Here is an 18786-nt window from a genome sequence, read left to right as displayed (position 1 = left end):
TCTATCATGGATAAACGATCTGCCAGTGCCCATAAGGCTACTCACTGGTTGCACGACTTCGACCAGAAGTTGTTCAATCATCCCAAAACGATTCTGTCGTTGATCCTGCTGGCGACGCTCTGGTTCGCCTCCCAGATTCCGGGCGTAAAGATGTACTCGGACTTTGCCGATCTGTTGCCGCAGACGCACCCGTACATTGAGCTGCATAACGATATCAAGGCGTCGTTCGGCGGTGCCAATGTGGTCATTATCGGGGTCGAATTCACCGAGCACGACATCTTCGATAACGCGGCGCTGTCTCGCATTCACCGCATTACCCAAGCGGTGGATGCCCTGCCGGGGGTTGATCACAACCTGGTCACCAGTGTGACGCATCGCAACTCACGCAAGGTGTGGCTGACGCCTGAAGGCAACGTCAACTCCGAACCCTACTACAACCCCGAACATACCGATCTGAGTGTCGAGCAGCTGGACCAGTTGCGCAAGGATGTCAGTGCTGATCCACGTGTGCTGGGGCCGCTGGTCAGTCCCGACCGGCACATGGCGCTGGTGAAGGCGCAGCTGATCGAGGGCAAGCTGGATTATGCTGCAACGTACGAGCATATCCAGCAGATGCGCGAACAGGAGGCGGCCAACGGCGTGATGATTCATGTAACCGGTCAGCCGATGTTGGTGGGGTGGGCGTATCAGTATCTGGGCCAGATCATCGAGATCTTCCTGTTCACCGCGTTGATCATGTTGTCGCTGCTGGTGTTCTACTTTCGCAAGGCCTACGGCGTTTTCATTCCGCTGGCGGGCGTGATTGTCTCCTCGATCTGGGGCATCGGGATCATCTCGATGTTCGGCTACAACCTTGACCCGTTGAGTTTGGTGATTCCCTTTCTGATCTCCGCGCGTGCCATGTCGCACGGCATTCAGCTGGTGGAACGCTACTATCAGGAGCTGAATACCCTTGATGACCATCATCAGGCCGCGCGTCTGACCTTTGAAAGCCTGTTCCGTCCCGGCAGCCTGGGCGTTGTGTCCGATGCCATTGGCCTGTTGCTGATCGCCATTGGCTCCATCCCGCTCAACACCAAGCTGGCGCACTACGCCTCCATCTGGGCACTGAGTATCATCATTACGGTATTACTCGCAGTGCCGCTGTTGTTGTCAGTGTTGCCAAAGCCGAAGAGCACGACGATCAAGCACAACCTGTTCCGCAATGTGGGTTATGTCTGTGCCGACTTGATCAGCGGCGAGAAAGCGGCGAAAAAGGCGCTGGGTATTGCGGCATTGTTGCTATGCGGTGGCTTCTACTTCTCTTCCCATGTGGTAATTGGTGAGTCCGAACCGGGCTCGCCGATCCTGTATCAGGATCACGATTACAACCGTTCGTCCAAGGCGATCAACGACAGCTTCCCCGGTTCCGAGGAGATGTACATTGTTGCCGAAACGGCCGAGAAGGGCGGTATCAAGCGACCCGAAGTGCTCAAGGCTCTTGCTGATCTGGAGCGCCACATGTTGCTTGATCCGAGTGTCGGCGGCGCCAAGGGCATCCCGGATCTGGTCAAGCAGGTTAACCGTCTGCTGCACAACAACGACCCCCGCTGGGCACAGATCCCGGATGACCCCATGTATGTAGGCGGGCTGATGTTCACCTACATGATGTCGAACCCGATTCCGGGTGCACTGAAAGAGTTTGTGGACAGTGACGAGCGGGTGGCCAACCTGGTGTTCTACTACAAGGACCATCAGGGCGAGACCATTCGCCGTGCTATCCATACTGCCAAACAGTGGATCGCCGAGAACGAGGGCAAGGTGGATGGCCTGACCATCCGCTTGGCCGGTGGCACCATCGGTGTGATTGCGTCGCAAAACGAAGCGGCCTTCGAGACCAACCTCTGGGTACTGCCGCTGGTATTCCTGCTGATTTTCGCCATGGTGACCGTTTTCTATGCCTCGATCATGGCCGGTACCATGATGTTCGGTGCGATGCTGTTTGCGACCACGTTGACCTATGCCTACATGGGATTGAGCGGGATGGGCATCAATTCCAACACGGTACCGATCATCGCCGTCGGCGTTGGCATAGGCATCGATTACTCGATTTACATGATGGACCGCATCCGCTCGGAAATGGTGGTGCTGGACGACCTGCATGCGGCGGTACGCCGAGCGATCCGTACAACCGGGCTGGCGGTCAGCTTCACTGCGATTACCCTCATTGCTGGCATTGTCATGTGGGTGGTGCTGTCCGACCTCCGTTTCCAGGCAGAAGCCGCTCTGTTGTTGATCGTAATGGTGGTCCTCAATGGCGCTGCCGCCATGTTGCTGGTGCCCAGCTGGGTGCTGGTATTCAAACCCAAGTTCATCTGTAAAGCCTATGCCGACGAGGATGGTGTGATCCACGCTGATTCCGAAGCAGAGGCACTCTGTGTCATGACAACCAAGGCATAAAAAAGGGCCAATACTCATGTCGAAAACAATAACAACGACATTCTCTCATCTCGCATTAGGCATCGCGGCGGCATTGGGTACGGGGTTTGCCCTGCCTGCCGCAGCGGCCGAAACCACCTGGGCCGGTTACGTCGAAAACGCGACCTACTACCGGGACGGTGTCGGTATTTCCAAATTCCGCAATACGGCACAGGCGGAGTTTGAAACCAAACTCGAGTCCGACAGCTTCCGCTCGTTGCAGATTAACGGGGTACTGCGAGGTACCTATGACGGTGTGTACGATCTGAACGATGATGAGTTCGGCAAGGGCGCGCGCCACGCCTATTTGGGAGAGAACTGGCATGGCCAGGATACCTCGACGGCCATTTTGACGCCGGGTGTTTCCTTTCCCTGCGAAAATGATCCAACCCTGTGCGGAAATCTGGATGGGTACATGGATCATGACGAGAACGATGCCCGCTTCCCTGAATTCAATAACAAACTGGATTTCATTCGTGAACTCTATGTGAGTGCGGACAAGGAGCTGGGGAACGGCGATATATTGTCAGTCCGTCTTGGTAAGCAGCAGGTGATCTGGGGTAAAACGGATCTGTTTCGCGTACTTGATGTGATCAACCCGGTGGATTATTCACGCCATAATATCTATGACGAGCTGGAAGATATCCGTATCCCGCAGTGGATGTTAACCGCCGAGTGGCGCATGGGTCCGAACAGTGTTTTTGATGACTCCAACCTGTCCATGGTGTGGAATTTCGACAAGTTTCGTCCCAACAACCTGGGTACCTGCGGCCAGCCGTACCGTATTCTGGATGCGGGCTGTTTCTTCTCATCCTCGGCAAATCTGCAGTTGATTCCGAATGGTCCCTACAGCCAGCCTGTACCGATCATCCATGATGTAGAAGACCCTGAATGGAGCCTGGCCAACACCCAACTGGGTATGAAATGGGAGGGTGTCTACGGTGATGCAACCTTCTCCCTGAATGCGCTGACCTATCGCCAGCAACTGCCATCGCTGCATTTCCGCCCGATTGCCCCGGGTGCTCCAATCCCGGCTGCCGACGGGGTGTTCGACATCAAATTCCCGCGGGTGAACCTGCTGGGTGGCTCCGTTGATTACTATTCCATGGATATGGATGCGGTCTGGCGCCTGGAGCTTGCCTATACCGAGGGCGAAGAGATGCCGCGGGACCTCAATGGTCACAAGGAAACCGATATGCTGCGTTACGTGATCGGTTTCGATAAGAACATCATCATCCCTGAACTGGGCACCCGCAGTGCGTTCCTGCTGTCCACCCAGCTGTTCGGTGAGCACATCCTGGATCACGAAGCGGACATGCCCAACGACGAAGACAATTGGATCGCCACCCTGCTGTTCAAAGGCTTCTACAAGAATAACCGCCTGAGTCCACAGGTCATCATTGCTCATGATTTTGCCGCCGAATCCACGGTCTATGCCCCAAGTGTGTCATGGACGCCGGACAATCACTGGATGTTCAACGTCGGCCTCAATTTCAAGACCGGCGGCAAAGAGCGTTTCCCCTGGAGTGTGGCGTCAGCCTTTGGCGATTCGTCACCGCAGTTTGAGCCGTTGGCCCGTTTCACCAATGGCCCGATCGGCGCGGCCAACGATGAAGATGAGCTCCAGTTCACGGTTCGTTACAGCTTCTGATCAACCGGCTATGACAATAAGGAAAATAATATGCTGAAGAAAACACTGCTTTCCGCCACGATCGCCATGACGTTGGCAACCAGTGCTCATGCGGCCGATGTATCTGAAGAGATCATCCAGGAATCTTTCTTTCCCTATGCTGACGGCGCACCGTCCTTTCAGGGCTTGAAGGCGGGCATGGTCATCAACCAGAGTAACGTTGACCAGTTCAAAGACGTGCTGGACCCGGCGATGTATCAGTTCGTCAAGAACGGTGATACTGAGGTAAAGGTGGGCGAAACCACCGACTTTGCCCTGCACCCGAGCTATGTTGAGGCGACTCGCAAGTACTCGGCCGATGTAGAGTTGGGTGAAGAGCATGGTGAAATTTCCGCTACTACAGCCGGTCGGCCTTTCCCCGCTGAGCCGTCACTGGATGATCCTCGGGCAGGGGAGAAACTGGCGTGGAATTATAAATATGGTTACAACTGGGGCGATTCTGCAGCGATCATGCCGTTCTACTGGACTACGCGGGATATGGAGTCTGGAAACAAGGAACGGACCATCAAGATGAATTTCCACTTCCTGAACTTCACCCATAGGACTTCGCAAGACCCTTACCCCGCGATTACACCGAACCCGTCCGAGCTGTTCCGTGGCATCTATGTGCAGGTATTGGAACCGTTTGATGTGAAGAATACCCAGCTGCTGATTCACCGCTTTGAAGATGACACCAAAGTGGACAACGCCTATCTGTATCTGGGTTTTCAACGTCGCGTGCGCCGTCTCTCCAGTGGTCAAACGACTGATGCCTTCCTCGGCACAGATGTGATGATTGAGGATTTTGAGGGTTACAACGGTCGTATCAGCGACATGAAGTGGACTTATAAAGGCACCAAGCAGGTGCTGATGCCGATGTACAACCACAATGACATGCCACTGGATACCGAAACACACCAGGATGATGACGGTTATCAGGTGATTGCGTTCGGTGGTAAAGGTGGCTGCTTCCCGGAGATCACCTGGCAGCTGCGCAAGGTGTATGTAGTTGAATCAGAACCGGTTGATCCGAATCATCCGATCAGCAAGCGCGAGCACTATATGGATGCCCAGACCTTCATTATTCCGCGTAACATCACCTATGACCGCAAGGGTGAAATGTGGAAGAGCTGGACTATCGGTCAAGCGCACCCCGATCATCACCTGCCGGTCAATAAGGGCACGGGCGTGGCGATCGATGATTCCTTCACCATGATCGACATTCAGGCTCAGCACTGCACTACCGGCCAATTCAAGGGCATTGTTGATCCTGAACTAAGCCCTGTAGACAAGTTCAGCGTGCAGAACATGCGTGCCTCGGGCCGCTAACCGCTTCCCTTCATAGAGTAGTGCGTTGCCCGGGCCGTGCCCGGGCTTTTTGTTACGAGATCTACTTGTTGAAGGAGGATTTACGCGGGTTCCAGCTTTTTCAGCCGATAGGCCAGCTGGGGACGGGTCATGCCGAGCAATCTGGCCGCTTGAGAGACATTGCCATCGGCACGTGCCATGGCACTGCGGATCAGCTGTTCTTCCATCTGCTCCAGACTGAAACTGTCGTCAAGCAGTTGCTCGCATAGATCCTGGCGGGACAGTGGTGCATCGGGACTGTTTTGGGCGATCTGCTGTGCCAAAACACCCTGCCGGTTAATGCTGTTGAGCGGGTGGGTTGGCTCTGACAGCGATGGGAAAAAGGCTTCCAGATCGATGGTGTGATTATTGTCTGTGAGGATAATGCCGCGTTCAGTCATGTTCTCCAGCTCACGGATATTGCCGGGCCATTTGTACCGCATCAACGCTTGCATCGCCATGTCCGATACGCCCAGCGTCCGCTTGTTATAGAGCGTGTGATATTTCTCCAGAAAATGACCCACCAGCAAAGGAATATCTTCGGTACGTTCGCGTAGCGGCGGAATGTGAACCGGGTATACATTCAGCCTGAAAAAGAGGTCAGCACGGAACCTGCCGTCGCTTACCGCCTGCTCAAGGTCTTCGTTGGCCGCTGCGACCACGCGCACATCAACGCGGCGGGTACGGGTATCACCGACCCGTTCCATTTCACTTTCCTGCAGTACGCGCAGTAAGCTGGCTTGGGCGCGTGGTGACAATTCGATCACCTCGTCAAGAAAGATGGTGCCGCCATGGGCGCGCTCGAATTTCCCTTCTCGTGACTGGGTAGCTCCGGTGAAAGCCCCTTTCTCCACTCCAAACAGATCCGCTTCGATCAAGTCCGGTGGAATACAGGCACAGTTGACGGCGACAAAGGGTTTGTCGGCTCTATCCGAGCTTTGGTGCAGGCCCTTGGCGACCACTTCCTTGCCGACCCCGGTTTCCCCCTGAAGGAGTACGGTGACCCGGCTGGTGGAGGCGCGCCGGATCATTTGGCACACATTCTTGAATGCGCTGGATTGTCCAACCGAATTGAACAGCAGATCTTCACTCTGGTCCGCGCTGCGGAAGTTATCCCTCAGCTCGCTGACCTGACTCTGCAGGGCAAAGAGTTTATCCGCAATCGGGTCGGGTAGCAGGTAGCGTTCGAGCTCAGCCTGATCCTCCCATTCGTCTGCCGGCTTGCCAATGATGTGGCAATGATCATGACCCATGCCGGCACATTCAATCTCCTTGAAGATGGTGGTGCGACCCATGAAATAGGTGGTGTAACCACTGGCATAACCGATCAGCGTCCAGCAAATCGGTTCGTCTGCAGGACCAAAATCGTGCAGGTGCACATCGGCTTCATATGAGTCGAACCAGTCAAAAGATGCATTGAAATGGCCGCTATCCATGTCTAAATCCAGAGAAACGGGTTTGACGTTAACCATCCCTTTGATGCAGTGCAGCTGAGGCCCGACAAAGAATGCATCTTCTTTCGACATGTCGGGTCGGATCTTGGCGACCAGCTCAGCGTCCTTCCATCCGGAGTGGTAGCCGAAGCGCATCAGAAAACCTTTTGCGCGCTCTACCCCCAGTGTCTCGATCAACTCCTTGCGCAGCAGTCCCATCACACTTGAATGGATCAGCAGCATGCGTTGTTCGTTGAGCCAGACCTTTCCCTGGTCGCTCTCGAAGCGTATCTGTGACAACAGATCATTGATGCCCGGAAACTCGGGTGATTGCGTGTTAGCCATAATTTTTTTTATACCGGCTGTTGGCGATTTATATCATTCGACTGAATGAAAACTTCATTTTTATTGTTGGAGTATTTGTTCCGGATTGGGAAGAGAAAGCAAGAATATTAAGACCAAAGTCTTAGTCTTATCGTGTGGCGGCGCAGCCACAGGTCGATCATTTGATCGATGAATCCTGCCATTTTTTCATCATTTGGTTAGGCCATCACGGGTGGGTATTTTCAAGAAGGAGAGGCTGAAACAGCATATTTCAGCCGTTTTCTGTTTTTTAAGTTAAATATTATCAATTAGTTAGAGTGTTTTTGTTGCTGGCTGATTCGGAATGTATCCATGTTGGCATGGCGGTTGCTTTTCTACTCAGTGAACCGATCCGTTGATGAGCAGAGGATAACAATGACAAAACTCACACTGCACACCTGCGATGATAATGGTCAGCCCAAGCGGCAGCCCTTTGATCGTTTGACCAAATACATTCGGGTTCGCAGCGAACCGGATGCTCGCTTTGTCGAGTTTGATTTTGCCATTGACGACCCCTCCCTGTTTGTCGAATTGGTGATGCCTCAAGAGGCGTTTGAAGCCTTTTGCATTACCAACAATGTTGTGCGCATGACAGAAGCACAGATCCGTGACGTCGATGCCGAGATGGAAAAGTGGCGTTACGGTGAAGAAACGCTGATGTCGCACAACCACAACCGAGCTTCCGAATAACAACAACTGCAGCCTGGGAAGAGTTCCATGACCATTGAGATCAAAACCGCCACGCTGGAACCGGTCCGTAATACCTTCGCCAATGTGGAGCGCCGTTTCGGCGACAAGCCGGCTACCCGCTATCAGGAGGCTACTTACGACCTCCAGTCGGAAACCAACTTTCACTACCGTCCATTATGGCAGCCGGAGCTGGAGCTGAACGATACGCGCCGCACCGCGATCGTGATGAGCGACTGGTATGCGTTCAAGGACCCGCGCCAATTTTACTACGGCACCTACGTGCAGCAGCGCGCCAAAATGCAGGAGGTGGCCGAGAGTAATTACAGTTTCTTTGAAAAGCGCGACTTGGCACGCCATATCCCCGAGGCAATCCGTGCTCAGGTGGTCCGCTACCTGGTACCGCTGCGCCATTTGGAGCACACCGCCAACCTGAACAACATGTACGGCACTGCCTATGGTTACGGCACGGCCATTACCCAGGCACTTGTGTATAACGGCATGGATCGACTGGGTATGGCGCAATACCTGTCGCGTATTGGCTTGATCCTTGACGGCAACTCCGGTGATGCACTGGTCGAAGCCAAACAACAGTGGCTGGAGGCGGATATCTGGCAGGGGCTGCGCGCCTTGTGTGAGGAAACACTGGTCACTGAAGACTGGTTTGAAGTGATGCTGGCGCAGAACCTGGTCATCGACGCCCTGACGACCGACCTGGTGTACAACCAGTTTGATCAGCAGTTGAGCGAACAGGGTGCCCAGGATATTGGCATGCTGATCGAGTTTATGCAGCTGTGGAACAAGGATGCGATCCGCTGGATGGATGCGGTCCTGAAAACAGCCGTTTCCGAGTCCGATGCCAATAAGGCATTACTGGCGCAGTGGATCGAAAAATGGCGTGGTAAGGCAGCCGAAGCGCTGGCGCCGCTGGCCGAGGCGATGCTGGGTGAAAACGCTCTGGCCGCAGCTCTTGAGCAGCTGGACAAGCGGGTCGCCAAAGCCGGCATCAAATAACCGCCCGCATAAAATAAGAAGGAACCAGACCCATGTCCAAAGTATATATCGCGCTCCAGGATAACGATGAATCTCGCTACATCGTCGAAGCGATCGAGGCAGATAATCCCGATGTAACTGTGCTCCATATGCCCGCCATGATCCGCATTGAGGCCGAAGGCTTTCTGGCGGTCAAGCGCGAAACCGTTGAAGAAAAAATTGGCCGTGACTGGGATGTGCAGGAATTGCACGTCAATCTGATCACCCTCGGTGGCAACGTGGACGAAGACGACGATCAGCTGACGCTGACTTGGAACGAATAATAAAAAGGTGAACCCGATGGCAGCCAAGAAACTCAACATCAAAGATAAATACCGCCTATTGACCCGAGATCTGGACTGGGACTTTTCCTACGAAGACCGCAGCAAAGCATTTCCGTTTGAAGAGTTCGAGGGGATCAAGATCACCGACTGGTCCAAGTGGGAAGACCCCTTCCGCCTGACCATGGATACTTACTGGAAATATCAGGCCGAGAAGGAGCGCAAGCTCTACGCGATTTTTGATGCATTTGCCCAGAATAACGGCCAGCTGAACATCTCGGATCCGCGTTACGTCAATGCCCTGAAGATCTTTCTGACCGGCGTCTCGCCGCTGGAATACCAGGCGTTCCAGGGCTTTGCCCACACCGGTCGTCAGTTTGGCGGAGTTGGTGCCCGTGTCGCCTGTCAGATGCAGGCGATCGACGAGCTGCGTCATGTGCAGACGCAGGTTCATGCCATGAGCCACTACAACAAGTTCTTCGACGGCCTGCAGGACTGGTCGCATATGCATGACCGCGTCTGGTACCTGTCCGTGCCCAAGTCGTTCTTCAACGATGCCCGTGCCGCCGGCCCGTTCGAGTTCATGGTGGCGATCGGCTTCAGCTTTGAGTACGTACTGACCAACCTGCTGTTCGTGCCGTTCATGTCTGGTGCTGCGTATAACGGCGACATGGCCACGGTGACTTTCGGTTTCTCGGCGCAGTCCGATGAAGCGCGTCACATGACCCTGGGTCTGGAAGTAATCAAGTTCCTGTTGGAGCAGCACGAGGACAACGTGCCGATCGTGCAGAAGTGGATCGACAAGTGGTTCTGGCGTGGTACCCGTCTGCTCACCATCGTATCGATGATGATGGACTACATGCTGCCTAACAAGGTGATGAGCTGGAAGGAGGCCTGGGAGGTTTATTTCGAAGAGGCTGGTGGTGCACTGTTCAAGGATCTGGCCCGTTACGGTATCCGCATGCCTAAGTATGCTGAGACTATTGAAAAGGAAAAAGAGCACGTTTCCCATCAGGCGTGGTGGACGTTCTATACCCACGGTCATGCGGCTGGTTTCCATACCTGGATTCCGAGTGACGAAGAGTTGGATTGGTTAAGCGAGAAGTACCCAGACACCTTCGATAAATATTACCGTCCGCGTTGGGAGCTGGCCAAAGAGATGGAAGCCAAAGGCGAGCGTTTCTATACCAAAGCGCTGCCGCAGTTGTGCACCATCTGCCAGATTCCAATGCTGTTTACCGAAATGGATGATCCGACCCAGATCAGCTACCGCGACTCAATCTATAAGGGCGATCGTTATCATTTCTGCTCTGATGGCTGCCACGACATTTTTGAAGATGAGCCGGAGAAATACGTTCAATCCTGGCTGCCGGTACACCAGATTTTCCAGGGCAATTGTGGTGGTCCGGATGTGGAAGATGTGCTGCGCGACTACTACCAGATGAATGTCGGTGTAGACAACATGGACATGAAAGGTTCGCCGGACGAAGAACGTTGGAAGAAGTGGAAGGGCGTCGCCTGATCAATCCGTGAGAAGCGCTGCGTTAGCAGCCGCTTCTCAGGCTGGCCTGAGAATCAAGAACAAGCTGAGGATAATAATAATGCCAGTACAAGCCATTACGCCGGACTATGTCGGCGATATCAAAGACCGCATTGAGAATTTCAACGGTAACCAAGTGGTCTATGTAGGCTGGGACCATCACCTGATGTTCTGTGCCGCCTTTGCCTACCCACTACCGCCGGAGACTCCGTTCCGCACTCTGCTGGAAGAGGTGATGCCAGAAGGCTTTTCGCTGCACCCAGAGTGGGAAAAAATCGACTGGTCTACTGCGACCTGGATGTTGGACAGTAAACCGTTTGCACCGCAGCTGGATGTGGCACTCAAGGATCAAGGTATCGGCCACAAGTCGCTGCTACGTTTCCAAACGCCTGAACTCAAGGGCTATCAGAACGCTGGCGTTTGAGGAGAGCCGTTATGAGTTACGAAGTGACTGTAGAACCGACTGGAGATGTGATCGAAGTCGATGAAGGCCAGACCATCCTTGACGCGGCCTTACGCCAAGGGGTCTGGTTGCCATTTGCCTGTGGCCATGGGACCTGTGCGACCTGCAAGGTGCAGGTGCTGGAGGGTGATGCCGATCTGGGCAATGCCTCTCCCTTCGCGTTGATGGACATGGAACGTGAGGAAGGTAAGGTGCTGGTTTGCTGCGCCACACCGGAATCCGACATGGTGATTGAAGCCGATATCGATGTTGACCCGGACTTTGCCGGTTATCCGGTGCGTGACTTCGTCGGTACCGTGACCGATGTGGTGAATCTGTCACCGACGATCAAGGGCATTACCCTTGAGCTTGATGATGACATGGAGTTTCAGGCGGGACAGTACATCAATCTGCGTATCCCGGGTGTTGAGGGTACTCGTGCGTTTTCCATCGCCAACAAACCGTCTAACAGTCGCGGGTTAGAGTTGCATGTGCGGTTGGTACCCAACGGCGCCGGTACCACTTGGCTGCATGAAACCCTGCGGGTGGGCGATACGCTGGATGTTTCCGGTCCCTACGGTCAGTTCTTCGTGCGTAAATCTGATGAACAGGGCGCGATTTTTATAGCAGGTGGTTCGGGTCTGTCCAGTCCCCAGTCGATGATCCTCGACATGCTGGAGGAGGGCGACGCGCGCCAGATTTATCTGTTCCAGGGCGCCCGTAACGTGGCCGAGCTATATAACCGGGAACTGTTTGAAGCACTCGATCGTGAACATGACCACTTCCATTACATTCCGGCACTCAACGCGCCGCTGGACGAGGATAACTGGGAAGGTTTCCAGGGCTTCGTACATGAGGCTGCGATCAAGTACTTTGATAATCGCTTCAATGGTCATAAGGCGTATTTGTGTGGGCCGCCGCCCATGATTGATGCTGCAATTACTGCTTTGATGCAGGGGCGTCTGTTCGAGCGTGACATTCACATGGAGCGTTTCCTGACGGCCGCCGACGGTGCGGAAGAGCTCTCGCGTTCGGCACTGTTCAAGAGGATCTGAACAGAGGCCAGGTTCTGGATAAAGGTAAAACCGCTTTCGGGATCATATCTTTCCATCGTTGTGGCTGGATGCATGGGGCACAACAGCCGATGATCGGTATAGAACCGATGTCCGTGGCCCGGGCAGGAAGTGAGGTCGATAGCATGAATAATAATAAGCAAATTTGCATTGAAGAGGGTACGCAGACCGCACACCGTATTTCGCTGCATGAGCAAAAGGTCGGTTTTCAGGCCAGACCGGATGTCAGTGTGTTGGTGTCCATGGAACGTGCTGGTCAGCATCTTATTGCTGTGGGCTGCCGTGGGGGCGGCTGTGGGCAATGCCGTATCCGTATTTTGCAGGGTGATTATTTCAGCAAGCGCATGAGCCGTGCCTGGATTTCATCGGAACAGGAGTCCGAAGGCACAGTGCTGGCTTGTCGAGTGTTTGCCCGCAGTGATTTGTTGATAGAGCCTGATCCGCCCGAGGTTGGCAGTCGCTGCCAAGCGGCCGCTCAACATGACCAATAGAACAATAAAAGGTGAATAACATGAAAAAAGGTGTAATGCGGCCGGGGCATGTGCAAATTCGTGTGCTGGATATGGATGAAGCTCTGAAGCACTACGTTGATCTGCTCGGGCTGATCGAGATGGACCGTGATGATGAAGGACGTGTTTATCTGAAAGCCTGGACCGAGGTCGATAAATTCTCGGTCGTGCTGCGTGAAGCGGATCAAGCGGGTATGGATTTTATGGGCTTCAAGTGCCTGGATGAAGGCACGTTGGACCGATTACACGAGGATCTGGTTGCCTTCGGTTGCGCCGTGGATGTGATCGCGGCAGGTGAGCTTAAGGACTGCGGGCGTCGCCTGCGCTTTAGGGCACCCAGTGGACATGATTTCGAGCTGTTTGCGACCAAGCAACAGACCGGAAAGTGGGGGGTGGATAACCGTAACCCCGAAGCGTGGCCGCGTGGCCTACAGGGCATTAAGGCCACTCGTTTTGATCATTGCTTGTTGTACGGGACTGACCTGGATCGCACACTGGAGCTGTTCCGAGACGTGCTGGGCTTTGACTTGGCTGAACAGGTGGTTACCCCGGATGGCACGCGGGTCGCCCAGTTCCTGACTGCGAGTATGAAGGCACACGATGTTGCGTTTATCGATCATCCGGAACCGGGCAAGTTCCACCATGCGTCATTCTTCCTGGAAACCTGGGAAGACGTGCTGCGTGCGGCGGACCTGATTTCCATGACTGATACATCGATCGACATCGGCCCGACCCGTCATGGCCTGACACATGGGAAAACCATCTACTTCTTTGATCCATCGGGTAATCGAACCGAAGTGTTCTGCGGCGGCGATTATCATTATCCGGATCACGAACCGGTTACCTGGGATGCCGATAAACTGGGCAAGGCGATCTTCTACCATGACCGCCAGCTCAATGAGCGTTTCCTGACCGTGCTGACGTGATCTGACCACACTGCACAAAAAAACGCCCCTCAATAAAAGGGGCGTTTTTTTATGCGTGGCTCAGCGCCGGATAATCGATATAGCCTCCAGGGCCTGCGGCATAGAATGTCGACGGATCCTGCTCATTCCAGCCGGTTTCCTTGGCGATGCGCGCAGCCAAGTCCGGATTGGCAATGTAGGGTTTACCAAAGGCGACGGCATCCGCCTGACCGTTGCTCACATGTTCGGCAGCGCTTTCACCAGTGAAGTTTTCGTTGGCGATGTAGACCCCGCCGAAACGTTCTTTCAGCATCGGGCTGATGCTGTCGTCGGCAACATGCTCGCGGGTACAGATAAAGGCCAACTTACGTTTCCCCAGTTCTTCTGCAATGTAACCGTAGGTACCTTCCCGGTCGCTGACGCTGACATCATGGGCATCGGCGCGTGGTGACAGGTGCATGCCGACACGGTCAGCGCCCCAGACGGAAATCACGGCATCGGTCACTTCCAACATCAGGCGGGCGCGGTTTTCCAGCGAGCCGCCGTAGGCATCGGTGCGCTGGTTGCTGCCGTCGAGCAGGAACTGCTCAAGCAGATAGCCGTTGGCACCGTGGATTTCTACGCCGTCAAAGCCGGCCGCTTTGGCATTTTCGGCACCTTTGCGATATGCCTTGATAATGCCGGGAATCTCGTCGACCTCCAGTGCGCGCGGCGTGACATAGGGTGTTTTCGGTCGGATCAGGCTGACATGTCCATCGGGCTGAATGGGGCTGGGGGCCACTGGTAATGCTCCATCCAGGTAGCAGGGGTGAGAGATGCGGCCTACATGCCACAGCTGCAGTACGATCAGTCCGCCTTCGGCATGGACCGCGTCGGTGACTTTCTTCCAGCCTTCGATCTGTTCATCAGACCAGATCCCTGGAGTGTCAGGGTAACCGACGCCCATTGGCGTGACAGCGGTGGCTTCAGAGATGATCAGACCGGCATTGGCGCGCTGGCGATAATACTCCACCATCAGCTCGCCGGGCACGCGCTCGGCATCCGCGCGGCAGCGGGTCAGTGGGGCCATAACGATACGGTTGCGCAGTCGCAGGGCACCTGCCTGCAGGGGATCAAAAAGGGTTGGCATCGGACACTCCACATGATGTGTAACAGGTATTACACATCATGTGGGCGGCCCGTCGGTTTTTCAAGCGTGGATTATGACTGCAGACGTTTTCCGGTTACGTTGCCGATGACGCCGCCGGCAACCATGACGATCAGGAAGATCCAGCCGGACAGCGAAAAGTTGGCGATCGGAGTGAACAGGGCACCTACATTGCAGCCGTTGGCGAAGCGAGTGCCCAGGCCCATGGCCAGGCCGGCAATGATCAGCAATACCGCTTCTTTCAGGCTCAGGCGCATCTTCGACATGCCACTGAAGAAGCGGCCGGCCAGCAGCAGGGAAACGACAGAGCCGAGCATGATGCCGATGTTCTGCACGTTTACCGGATGGCTGAAGAACGGCATGGTAAAAGCCTGGACCGGTCGGTGGGTAAACTCGGCAATAGCGGCCGGGTCTGTACCGAAGGCGATCAGCAGACGACCGAACCAGAGGCCGAACGGGGTAGATGCGCCCCAGCCCGCGCCTGTGATGCCCATCAGCAGGGTGAACAATACCACGATCACGGCGATCCCTGTGGTCATTGACCAGCGCGAGACGAATAGCGCTTCGTAGGTCTGGCGACTGAAGAAGGGATATTCACCCAGGTTGTGCGGCTTCTGCTCGGCCTGGGCGTGTTCGGCGGCAACCCCTATATAGGTGTCATTGCGACGGCGGCGCTGTTCATAGCGATGCGCCAGCCAGCTGACAAAAGCCGCAAAGAATACGGTCAGCAGGATCGCGCCGAAGTAGCCCTTCATCGGGTCGTTCGGGAACAGGTCCGGCAGGTAGACACCCTGGTTGGCATAGGTCTGAGTCGATACCAGGGTGTCGGTAATCCAGGGCTGGGTCGCCTGTAGCGGGAAACCGAGGAAAACACCGGCACCAAAACAGGTCAGGATCAATGCCGGACGCGTCAGGTTACTGGAGAAGTAGGTGAGCACACCGGAAGCGCAGCAGCTGGCGAATGACATGCCAAAGCCGAACAGCAGGCCGCCGATGATCAGGCCCGCGTTGATCGGGTTGACCCAGAGGTCCAGGTCTTTCGGGTTCTGGTTGTACAGGAATGCGGTAGAGGCGACGGCTGTCGCAGTGAACATCAGCATCAGGCCGCGCATCAGTTTGGTGGAACCGGCACGGTAGGCGCGGTTGACGCTGCCGGCAAAGCCCAGAGCGGCGCGGGTCAAGGCATAGCCGAGGCCGAGGCCGATCAGCAGGCGGAAAAAGATGTCAGGCTGCAAGGCCAGTCCGCCAGCGCTCAGAATCAGGATCAGCAGAATAAACCCGCTGAGGTTTTCAGTCTTGTTCATGGCGTGTTCCGGTTGGATATACGTCGAGATATTGAATCGTGGTAGTTATGGGTCTAACGAAGGATGGTAATCCTAATTCTTTTTCGCTATAGATCAATGTTTAATAAAGACTAATATGTAATAAGCAAATAACATAATTCGAATATTTTTTAAGTCTCCTTTCAGACAGTGGCGGTAAAATCGTGTCCAACCGGATGGACGTGAGGTTAACAATGAACAGCGTGCAAAAAATGTGTGTTTCACTGTGCCTGTTGGCGGGTATTAGCGTGTCCGGCTCGGCGCTGGCCGGGCGTGACTTGGACGCCGATGAAGCGTTGGCACTGGTGCGTGAAGGACGCATACAGCCATTAAGTACCCTGTTGGAGCAGCATACAGAGCGGCTGGCCGGGCATTTGCTGGATATCGAGCTGGAATACGAAGACGACCGGTTGGTGTATGAAATTGAAGTGATCGGTACCGATGGCGTGGTCCGTGAATTTTATCTGGATGCAGCCGAAGGCACGATCCTGAAAGAGAAAATCGAGGACTGATATGCGTCTGCTACTGGTGGAAGATGATCTGGCCCAGATCGAGCGGCTCAAGCCTGACTTGCAACGCGCCGGTTATGCGGTCGAAGAGGCACATAACGGCATTGATGCGGAGTTCTGGGGGCTTGAAGAGACGTTTGATGCCGTGATCCTCGACTTGGGGTTGCCGCAAAAGTCTGGACTGGAGGTGCTGAAGAGTTGGCGTGCGGCGGGCCGTGATCACCCGGTGTTGATTCTGACGGCGCGTGATACCTGGCATGAGCGCGTTGATGGTCTCAAGGCGGGTGCGGATGATTATCTGGGCAAGCCGTTTCATATAGAAGAGCTGCTGGCGCGCCTGGAGGCTTTGATCCGTCGGCGTCATGGTCAGACGGATAGTTGTCTGCGCGCAGGAGGCGTCATCTTGGATCCCGACCGCCAGCAGGCTACGGACGCGGCGGGCACTACGCATCAGCTGACCGGCAAGGAGTTTCGTCTGCTGCGTTACCTGATGCTCAATGCCGACAAGGTACTGTCCAAAAGCCAGCTCAGCGAACATGTCTATGAAGAAGACCAGCTGCGCGACAGCAATGTCATAGAGGTGTATATCAATCGTCTGCGCCACCGCTTTGGTAAATCGTTGATTGAAACCCGGCGGGGGCAGGGATATGTGTTGCCGTCCAGGCAAACGGCCGCATGAAAGCAACGGAGCGCAAGAGGCATTCACGATCACTGGAACAGCGTATTCGCCAGCAGTTGTTCTGGGTACTGCTGTTGGTGATGGCCGCACTGCTTGCGTTGGTGCATGTGGGGGTGGGCCGATTGACCCAGGATTTCGTGCTGTCACGTTTGCAACACGACGCCGACAGCCTGATTGCGGCACTGGAACTCACGCCCGATGGCTGGACTCTGGCGGCTGACCGTCTGCCTGATGTGTATCAGCGCGTCCATTCCGGCCATTATTATCAGTTGCAGAGTGACGGGGTGATGCTGCGTTCCCGTTCACTGTGGGATCAGCAGCCGAATACGGTCCGCCTGAGCGTCGGGGACAGTTTGCGGGGGCTTGAGCCGGGGATCAGTGGTCAGCGGTGGTTGATGTGGCAACAGGGTTTCAGTAAGCAGGGACAGAATTTTTCGCTCTGGATCGCCGAAGACATTGCCCCTCTGCAGCGCGAGCAGCTGGGGTTCGAGCGCTACCTGCTGTTATTGGTGGCGTTGACGGTGCCGGCACTGCTGTTGCTGCAACGCCGTATACTGCGGCGCGGTTTCGCCCGTCTACAACCGTTGCAGCAGGCACTGGAAACGCGTCAGGCCGGTGGTGTAGCGGAACTGCCGACCGATGTGCCGTCCGAGGTCAAGCCGCTGGTCAGTGCCATTGAGCAGCTGCTGCAGCGCTCAGACGAGCAAATCCGGCGCTCCCGTACCGCGCTGGGCAATCTGGCCCATGAACTCAAACGGCCACTGCAACAGCTGCAGTGGCTGGCTGACCAGGTACCGGAGACGGAGGCAGAGCAGGTGCGTCAGCTGTACCAGCAACTGCACCACCGGGTTGAGCGTGAGCTGCGACGGGCACGTATTGCCGGTAGCCCGAGTCCGGGACGCCAGTTCCGCCCCTGCGAGGAAATTCCGCATCTGGTTACGCTGCTGAGCCGCATTGGCAGTGACGAAATTGATTTCGACGGTGACTGGCCCGATGTGGCGATGCCGTTCGATCGTGACGACATGTTGGAGCTGTTGGGCAACTTGCTCGACAATGCCTGGCGTCATGCACACCAACGTGTGCGCCTGCAGATCGATGCACCGACTCTCACGCAACCGCACTGGCATATCCGAGTCGAAGATGATGGCAACGGCGTACCTGAACAGCAACTGGCACAGCTGGCGCAGCGAGGCTTGCGGCTGGATGAGCAGGCGGGCGAGGGCAGCGGGCTGGGTTTGTCGATCTGTACGGCGATTGTTGAAAGCTATACCGGAGAACTCAGTTTCGAAGGTGCCGAGATCGGAGGCTTGCGGGTCGAGGTAGAGCTGCCCGCGCACAGGTCTGCCGAGTAAGGTTGCAAGGGGTGGACAGGCGAAGCCTTGTACTTTTCT

At 55.2% G+C, this 18786-nt stretch carries 17 protein-coding genes; 14 read left to right on the top strand and 3 right to left on the bottom strand.

Features of this window, described 5'->3' with window-relative positions:
- The first annotated feature begins 6 nt into the window (after positions 1–6).
- The 3 genes from CLV44_RS11125 to CLV44_RS11115 are packed head-to-tail and all read left to right on the top strand — an operon-like array spanning position 7 to position 5455.
- Positions 7–2439: an efflux RND transporter permease subunit gene (locus tag CLV44_RS11125; protein WP_106592192.1), complete on the top strand. Its 2433-nt coding sequence runs from the start codon at positions 7–9 to the stop codon at positions 2437–2439.
- 16 nt (positions 2440–2455) lie between these two features.
- On the top strand, positions 2456–4108 hold the full coding sequence (locus CLV44_RS11120) for a DUF1302 family protein (RefSeq protein ID WP_106592191.1): 1653 nt from the start codon (positions 2456–2458) through the stop codon (positions 4106–4108).
- A gap of 30 nt (positions 4109–4138) precedes the next feature.
- Positions 4139–5455: a DUF1329 domain-containing protein gene (locus CLV44_RS11115; RefSeq protein WP_106592190.1), complete on the top strand. Its 1317-nt coding sequence runs from the start codon at positions 4139–4141 to the stop codon at positions 5453–5455.
- Between the two features lie 80 nt (positions 5456–5535).
- Here CLV44_RS11115 and CLV44_RS11110 read toward each other — a convergent pair whose 3' ends face one another.
- The gene (locus tag CLV44_RS11110) at positions 5536–7251 is read right to left on the bottom strand and encodes a sigma-54-dependent Fis family transcriptional regulator (RefSeq protein ID WP_106592189.1); all 1716 of its coding nucleotides are present in this window, start codon (positions 7249–7251) and stop codon (positions 5536–5538) included.
- 393 nt (positions 7252–7644) lie between these two features.
- Between CLV44_RS11110 and CLV44_RS11105 the strand changes: the two genes are divergently transcribed.
- From CLV44_RS11105 to CLV44_RS11070, 8 genes are all read left to right on the top strand, one after another.
- Entirely contained in the window at positions 7645–7959 is a 315-nt protein-coding gene (locus CLV44_RS11105; RefSeq protein ID WP_106592188.1) for a phenol hydroxylase subunit, read from the top strand.
- 27 nt (positions 7960–7986) lie between these two features.
- A complete protein-coding gene (locus tag CLV44_RS11100; RefSeq protein ID WP_106592187.1) occupies positions 7987–8970 on the top strand; it encodes an aromatic/alkene monooxygenase hydroxylase subunit beta in 984 nt (327 codons plus the stop codon).
- A gap of 32 nt (positions 8971–9002) precedes the next feature.
- Positions 9003–9272: an MmoB/DmpM family protein gene (locus tag CLV44_RS11095; protein WP_106592186.1), complete on the top strand. Its 270-nt coding sequence runs from the start codon at positions 9003–9005 to the stop codon at positions 9270–9272.
- A 16-nt stretch (positions 9273–9288) separates the two neighbouring features.
- A complete protein-coding gene (locus tag CLV44_RS11090; RefSeq protein WP_106592185.1) occupies positions 9289–10791 on the top strand; it encodes an aromatic/alkene/methane monooxygenase hydroxylase/oxygenase subunit alpha in 1503 nt (500 codons plus the stop codon).
- Between the two features lie 79 nt (positions 10792–10870).
- Complete coding sequence (locus CLV44_RS11085) at positions 10871–11233, top strand: phenol hydroxylase subunit P4 (protein WP_106592184.1); 363 nt, start codon at positions 10871–10873, stop codon at positions 11231–11233.
- An 11-nt stretch (positions 11234–11244) separates the two neighbouring features.
- On the top strand, positions 11245–12306 hold the full coding sequence (locus CLV44_RS11080; protein ID WP_106592183.1) for an NADH:ubiquinone reductase (Na(+)-transporting) subunit F: 1062 nt from the start codon (positions 11245–11247) through the stop codon (positions 12304–12306).
- Between the two features lie 143 nt (positions 12307–12449).
- The gene (locus CLV44_RS11075; protein ID WP_106592182.1) at positions 12450–12815 is read left to right on the top strand and encodes a 2Fe-2S iron-sulfur cluster-binding protein; all 366 of its coding nucleotides are present in this window, start codon (positions 12450–12452) and stop codon (positions 12813–12815) included.
- Positions 12816–12835: 20 nt separating this feature from the next.
- Positions 12836–13759 (top strand): catechol 2,3-dioxygenase, encoded by a 924-nt coding sequence (locus CLV44_RS11070; RefSeq protein ID WP_106592181.1) that lies wholly within the window; start codon positions 12836–12838, stop codon positions 13757–13759.
- Between the two features lie 49 nt (positions 13760–13808).
- Here CLV44_RS11070 and CLV44_RS11065 read toward each other — a convergent pair whose 3' ends face one another.
- A complete protein-coding gene (locus CLV44_RS11065; protein WP_106592180.1) occupies positions 13809–14867 on the bottom strand; it encodes an alkene reductase in 1059 nt (352 codons plus the stop codon).
- Positions 14868–14938: 71 nt separating this feature from the next.
- A complete protein-coding gene (locus CLV44_RS11060; RefSeq protein ID WP_106592179.1) occupies positions 14939–16189 on the bottom strand; it encodes a YeeE/YedE family protein in 1251 nt (416 codons plus the stop codon).
- 212 nt (positions 16190–16401) lie between these two features.
- Between CLV44_RS11060 and CLV44_RS11055 the strand changes: the two genes are divergently transcribed.
- The 3 genes from CLV44_RS11055 to CLV44_RS11045 are packed head-to-tail and all read left to right on the top strand — an operon-like array spanning position 16402 to position 18747.
- The gene (locus tag CLV44_RS11055; protein WP_245912677.1) at positions 16402–16719 is read left to right on the top strand and encodes a PepSY domain-containing protein; all 318 of its coding nucleotides are present in this window, start codon (positions 16402–16404) and stop codon (positions 16717–16719) included.
- Between the two features lies 1 nt (position 16720).
- Positions 16721–17395, top strand: a complete 675-nt coding sequence (locus CLV44_RS11050; RefSeq protein WP_106592178.1) for a response regulator transcription factor — start codon at positions 16721–16723, stop codon at positions 17393–17395.
- Positions 17392–18747 (top strand): sensor histidine kinase, encoded by a 1356-nt coding sequence (locus CLV44_RS11045; protein WP_106592177.1) that lies wholly within the window; start codon positions 17392–17394, stop codon positions 18745–18747. The genes CLV44_RS11050 and CLV44_RS11045 overlap by 4 nt, the downstream gene beginning before the upstream one ends.
- Positions 18748–18786: the final 39 nt, after the last annotated feature.

Source organism: Marinobacterium halophilum, from assembly GCF_003014615.1.
Classification (GTDB): domain Bacteria; phylum Pseudomonadota; class Gammaproteobacteria; order Pseudomonadales; family Balneatricaceae; genus Marinobacterium; species Marinobacterium halophilum.
The sequence above is the reverse complement of the archived record's forward strand: the minus strand, read 5'-3'. Positions and strand labels throughout refer to the sequence as shown.

Excerpts from the sequence above, each read along its gene's own strand:
- CLV44_RS11090 (WP_106592185.1), top strand. The coding sequence starts at position 9,289 with ATGGCAGCCAAGAAACTCAACATCAAAGATAAATACCGCCTATTGACC.
- CLV44_RS11110 (WP_106592189.1), bottom strand. The coding sequence starts at position 7,251 with ATGGCTAACACGCAATCACCCGAGTTTCCGGGCATCAATGATCTGTTG.
- CLV44_RS11045 (WP_106592177.1), top strand. The coding sequence starts at position 17,392 with ATGAAAGCAACGGAGCGCAAGAGGCATTCACGATCACTGGAACAGCGT.
- CLV44_RS11095 (WP_106592186.1), top strand. The coding sequence starts at position 9,003 with ATGTCCAAAGTATATATCGCGCTCCAGGATAACGATGAATCTCGCTAC.
- CLV44_RS11055 (WP_245912677.1), top strand. The coding sequence starts at position 16,402 with ATGAACAGCGTGCAAAAAATGTGTGTTTCACTGTGCCTGTTGGCGGGT.
- CLV44_RS11105 (WP_106592188.1), top strand. The coding sequence starts at position 7,645 with ATGACAAAACTCACACTGCACACCTGCGATGATAATGGTCAGCCCAAG.
- CLV44_RS11085 (WP_106592184.1), top strand. The coding sequence starts at position 10,871 with ATGCCAGTACAAGCCATTACGCCGGACTATGTCGGCGATATCAAAGAC.
- CLV44_RS11075 (WP_106592182.1), top strand. The coding sequence starts at position 12,450 with ATGAATAATAATAAGCAAATTTGCATTGAAGAGGGTACGCAGACCGCA.
- CLV44_RS11060 (WP_106592179.1), bottom strand. The coding sequence starts at position 16,189 with ATGAACAAGACTGAAAACCTCAGCGGGTTTATTCTGCTGATCCTGATT.
- CLV44_RS11125 (WP_106592192.1), top strand. The coding sequence starts at position 7 with ATGGATAAACGATCTGCCAGTGCCCATAAGGCTACTCACTGGTTGCAC.
- CLV44_RS11115 (WP_106592190.1), top strand. The coding sequence starts at position 4,139 with ATGCTGAAGAAAACACTGCTTTCCGCCACGATCGCCATGACGTTGGCA.
- CLV44_RS11050 (WP_106592178.1), top strand. The coding sequence starts at position 16,721 with ATGCGTCTGCTACTGGTGGAAGATGATCTGGCCCAGATCGAGCGGCTC.
- CLV44_RS11100 (WP_106592187.1), top strand. The coding sequence starts at position 7,987 with ATGACCATTGAGATCAAAACCGCCACGCTGGAACCGGTCCGTAATACC.
- CLV44_RS11120 (WP_106592191.1), top strand. The coding sequence starts at position 2,456 with ATGTCGAAAACAATAACAACGACATTCTCTCATCTCGCATTAGGCATC.
- CLV44_RS11070 (WP_106592181.1), top strand. The coding sequence starts at position 12,836 with ATGAAAAAAGGTGTAATGCGGCCGGGGCATGTGCAAATTCGTGTGCTG.
- CLV44_RS11065 (WP_106592180.1), bottom strand. The coding sequence starts at position 14,867 with ATGCCAACCCTTTTTGATCCCCTGCAGGCAGGTGCCCTGCGACTGCGC.
- CLV44_RS11080 (WP_106592183.1), top strand. The coding sequence starts at position 11,245 with ATGAGTTACGAAGTGACTGTAGAACCGACTGGAGATGTGATCGAAGTC.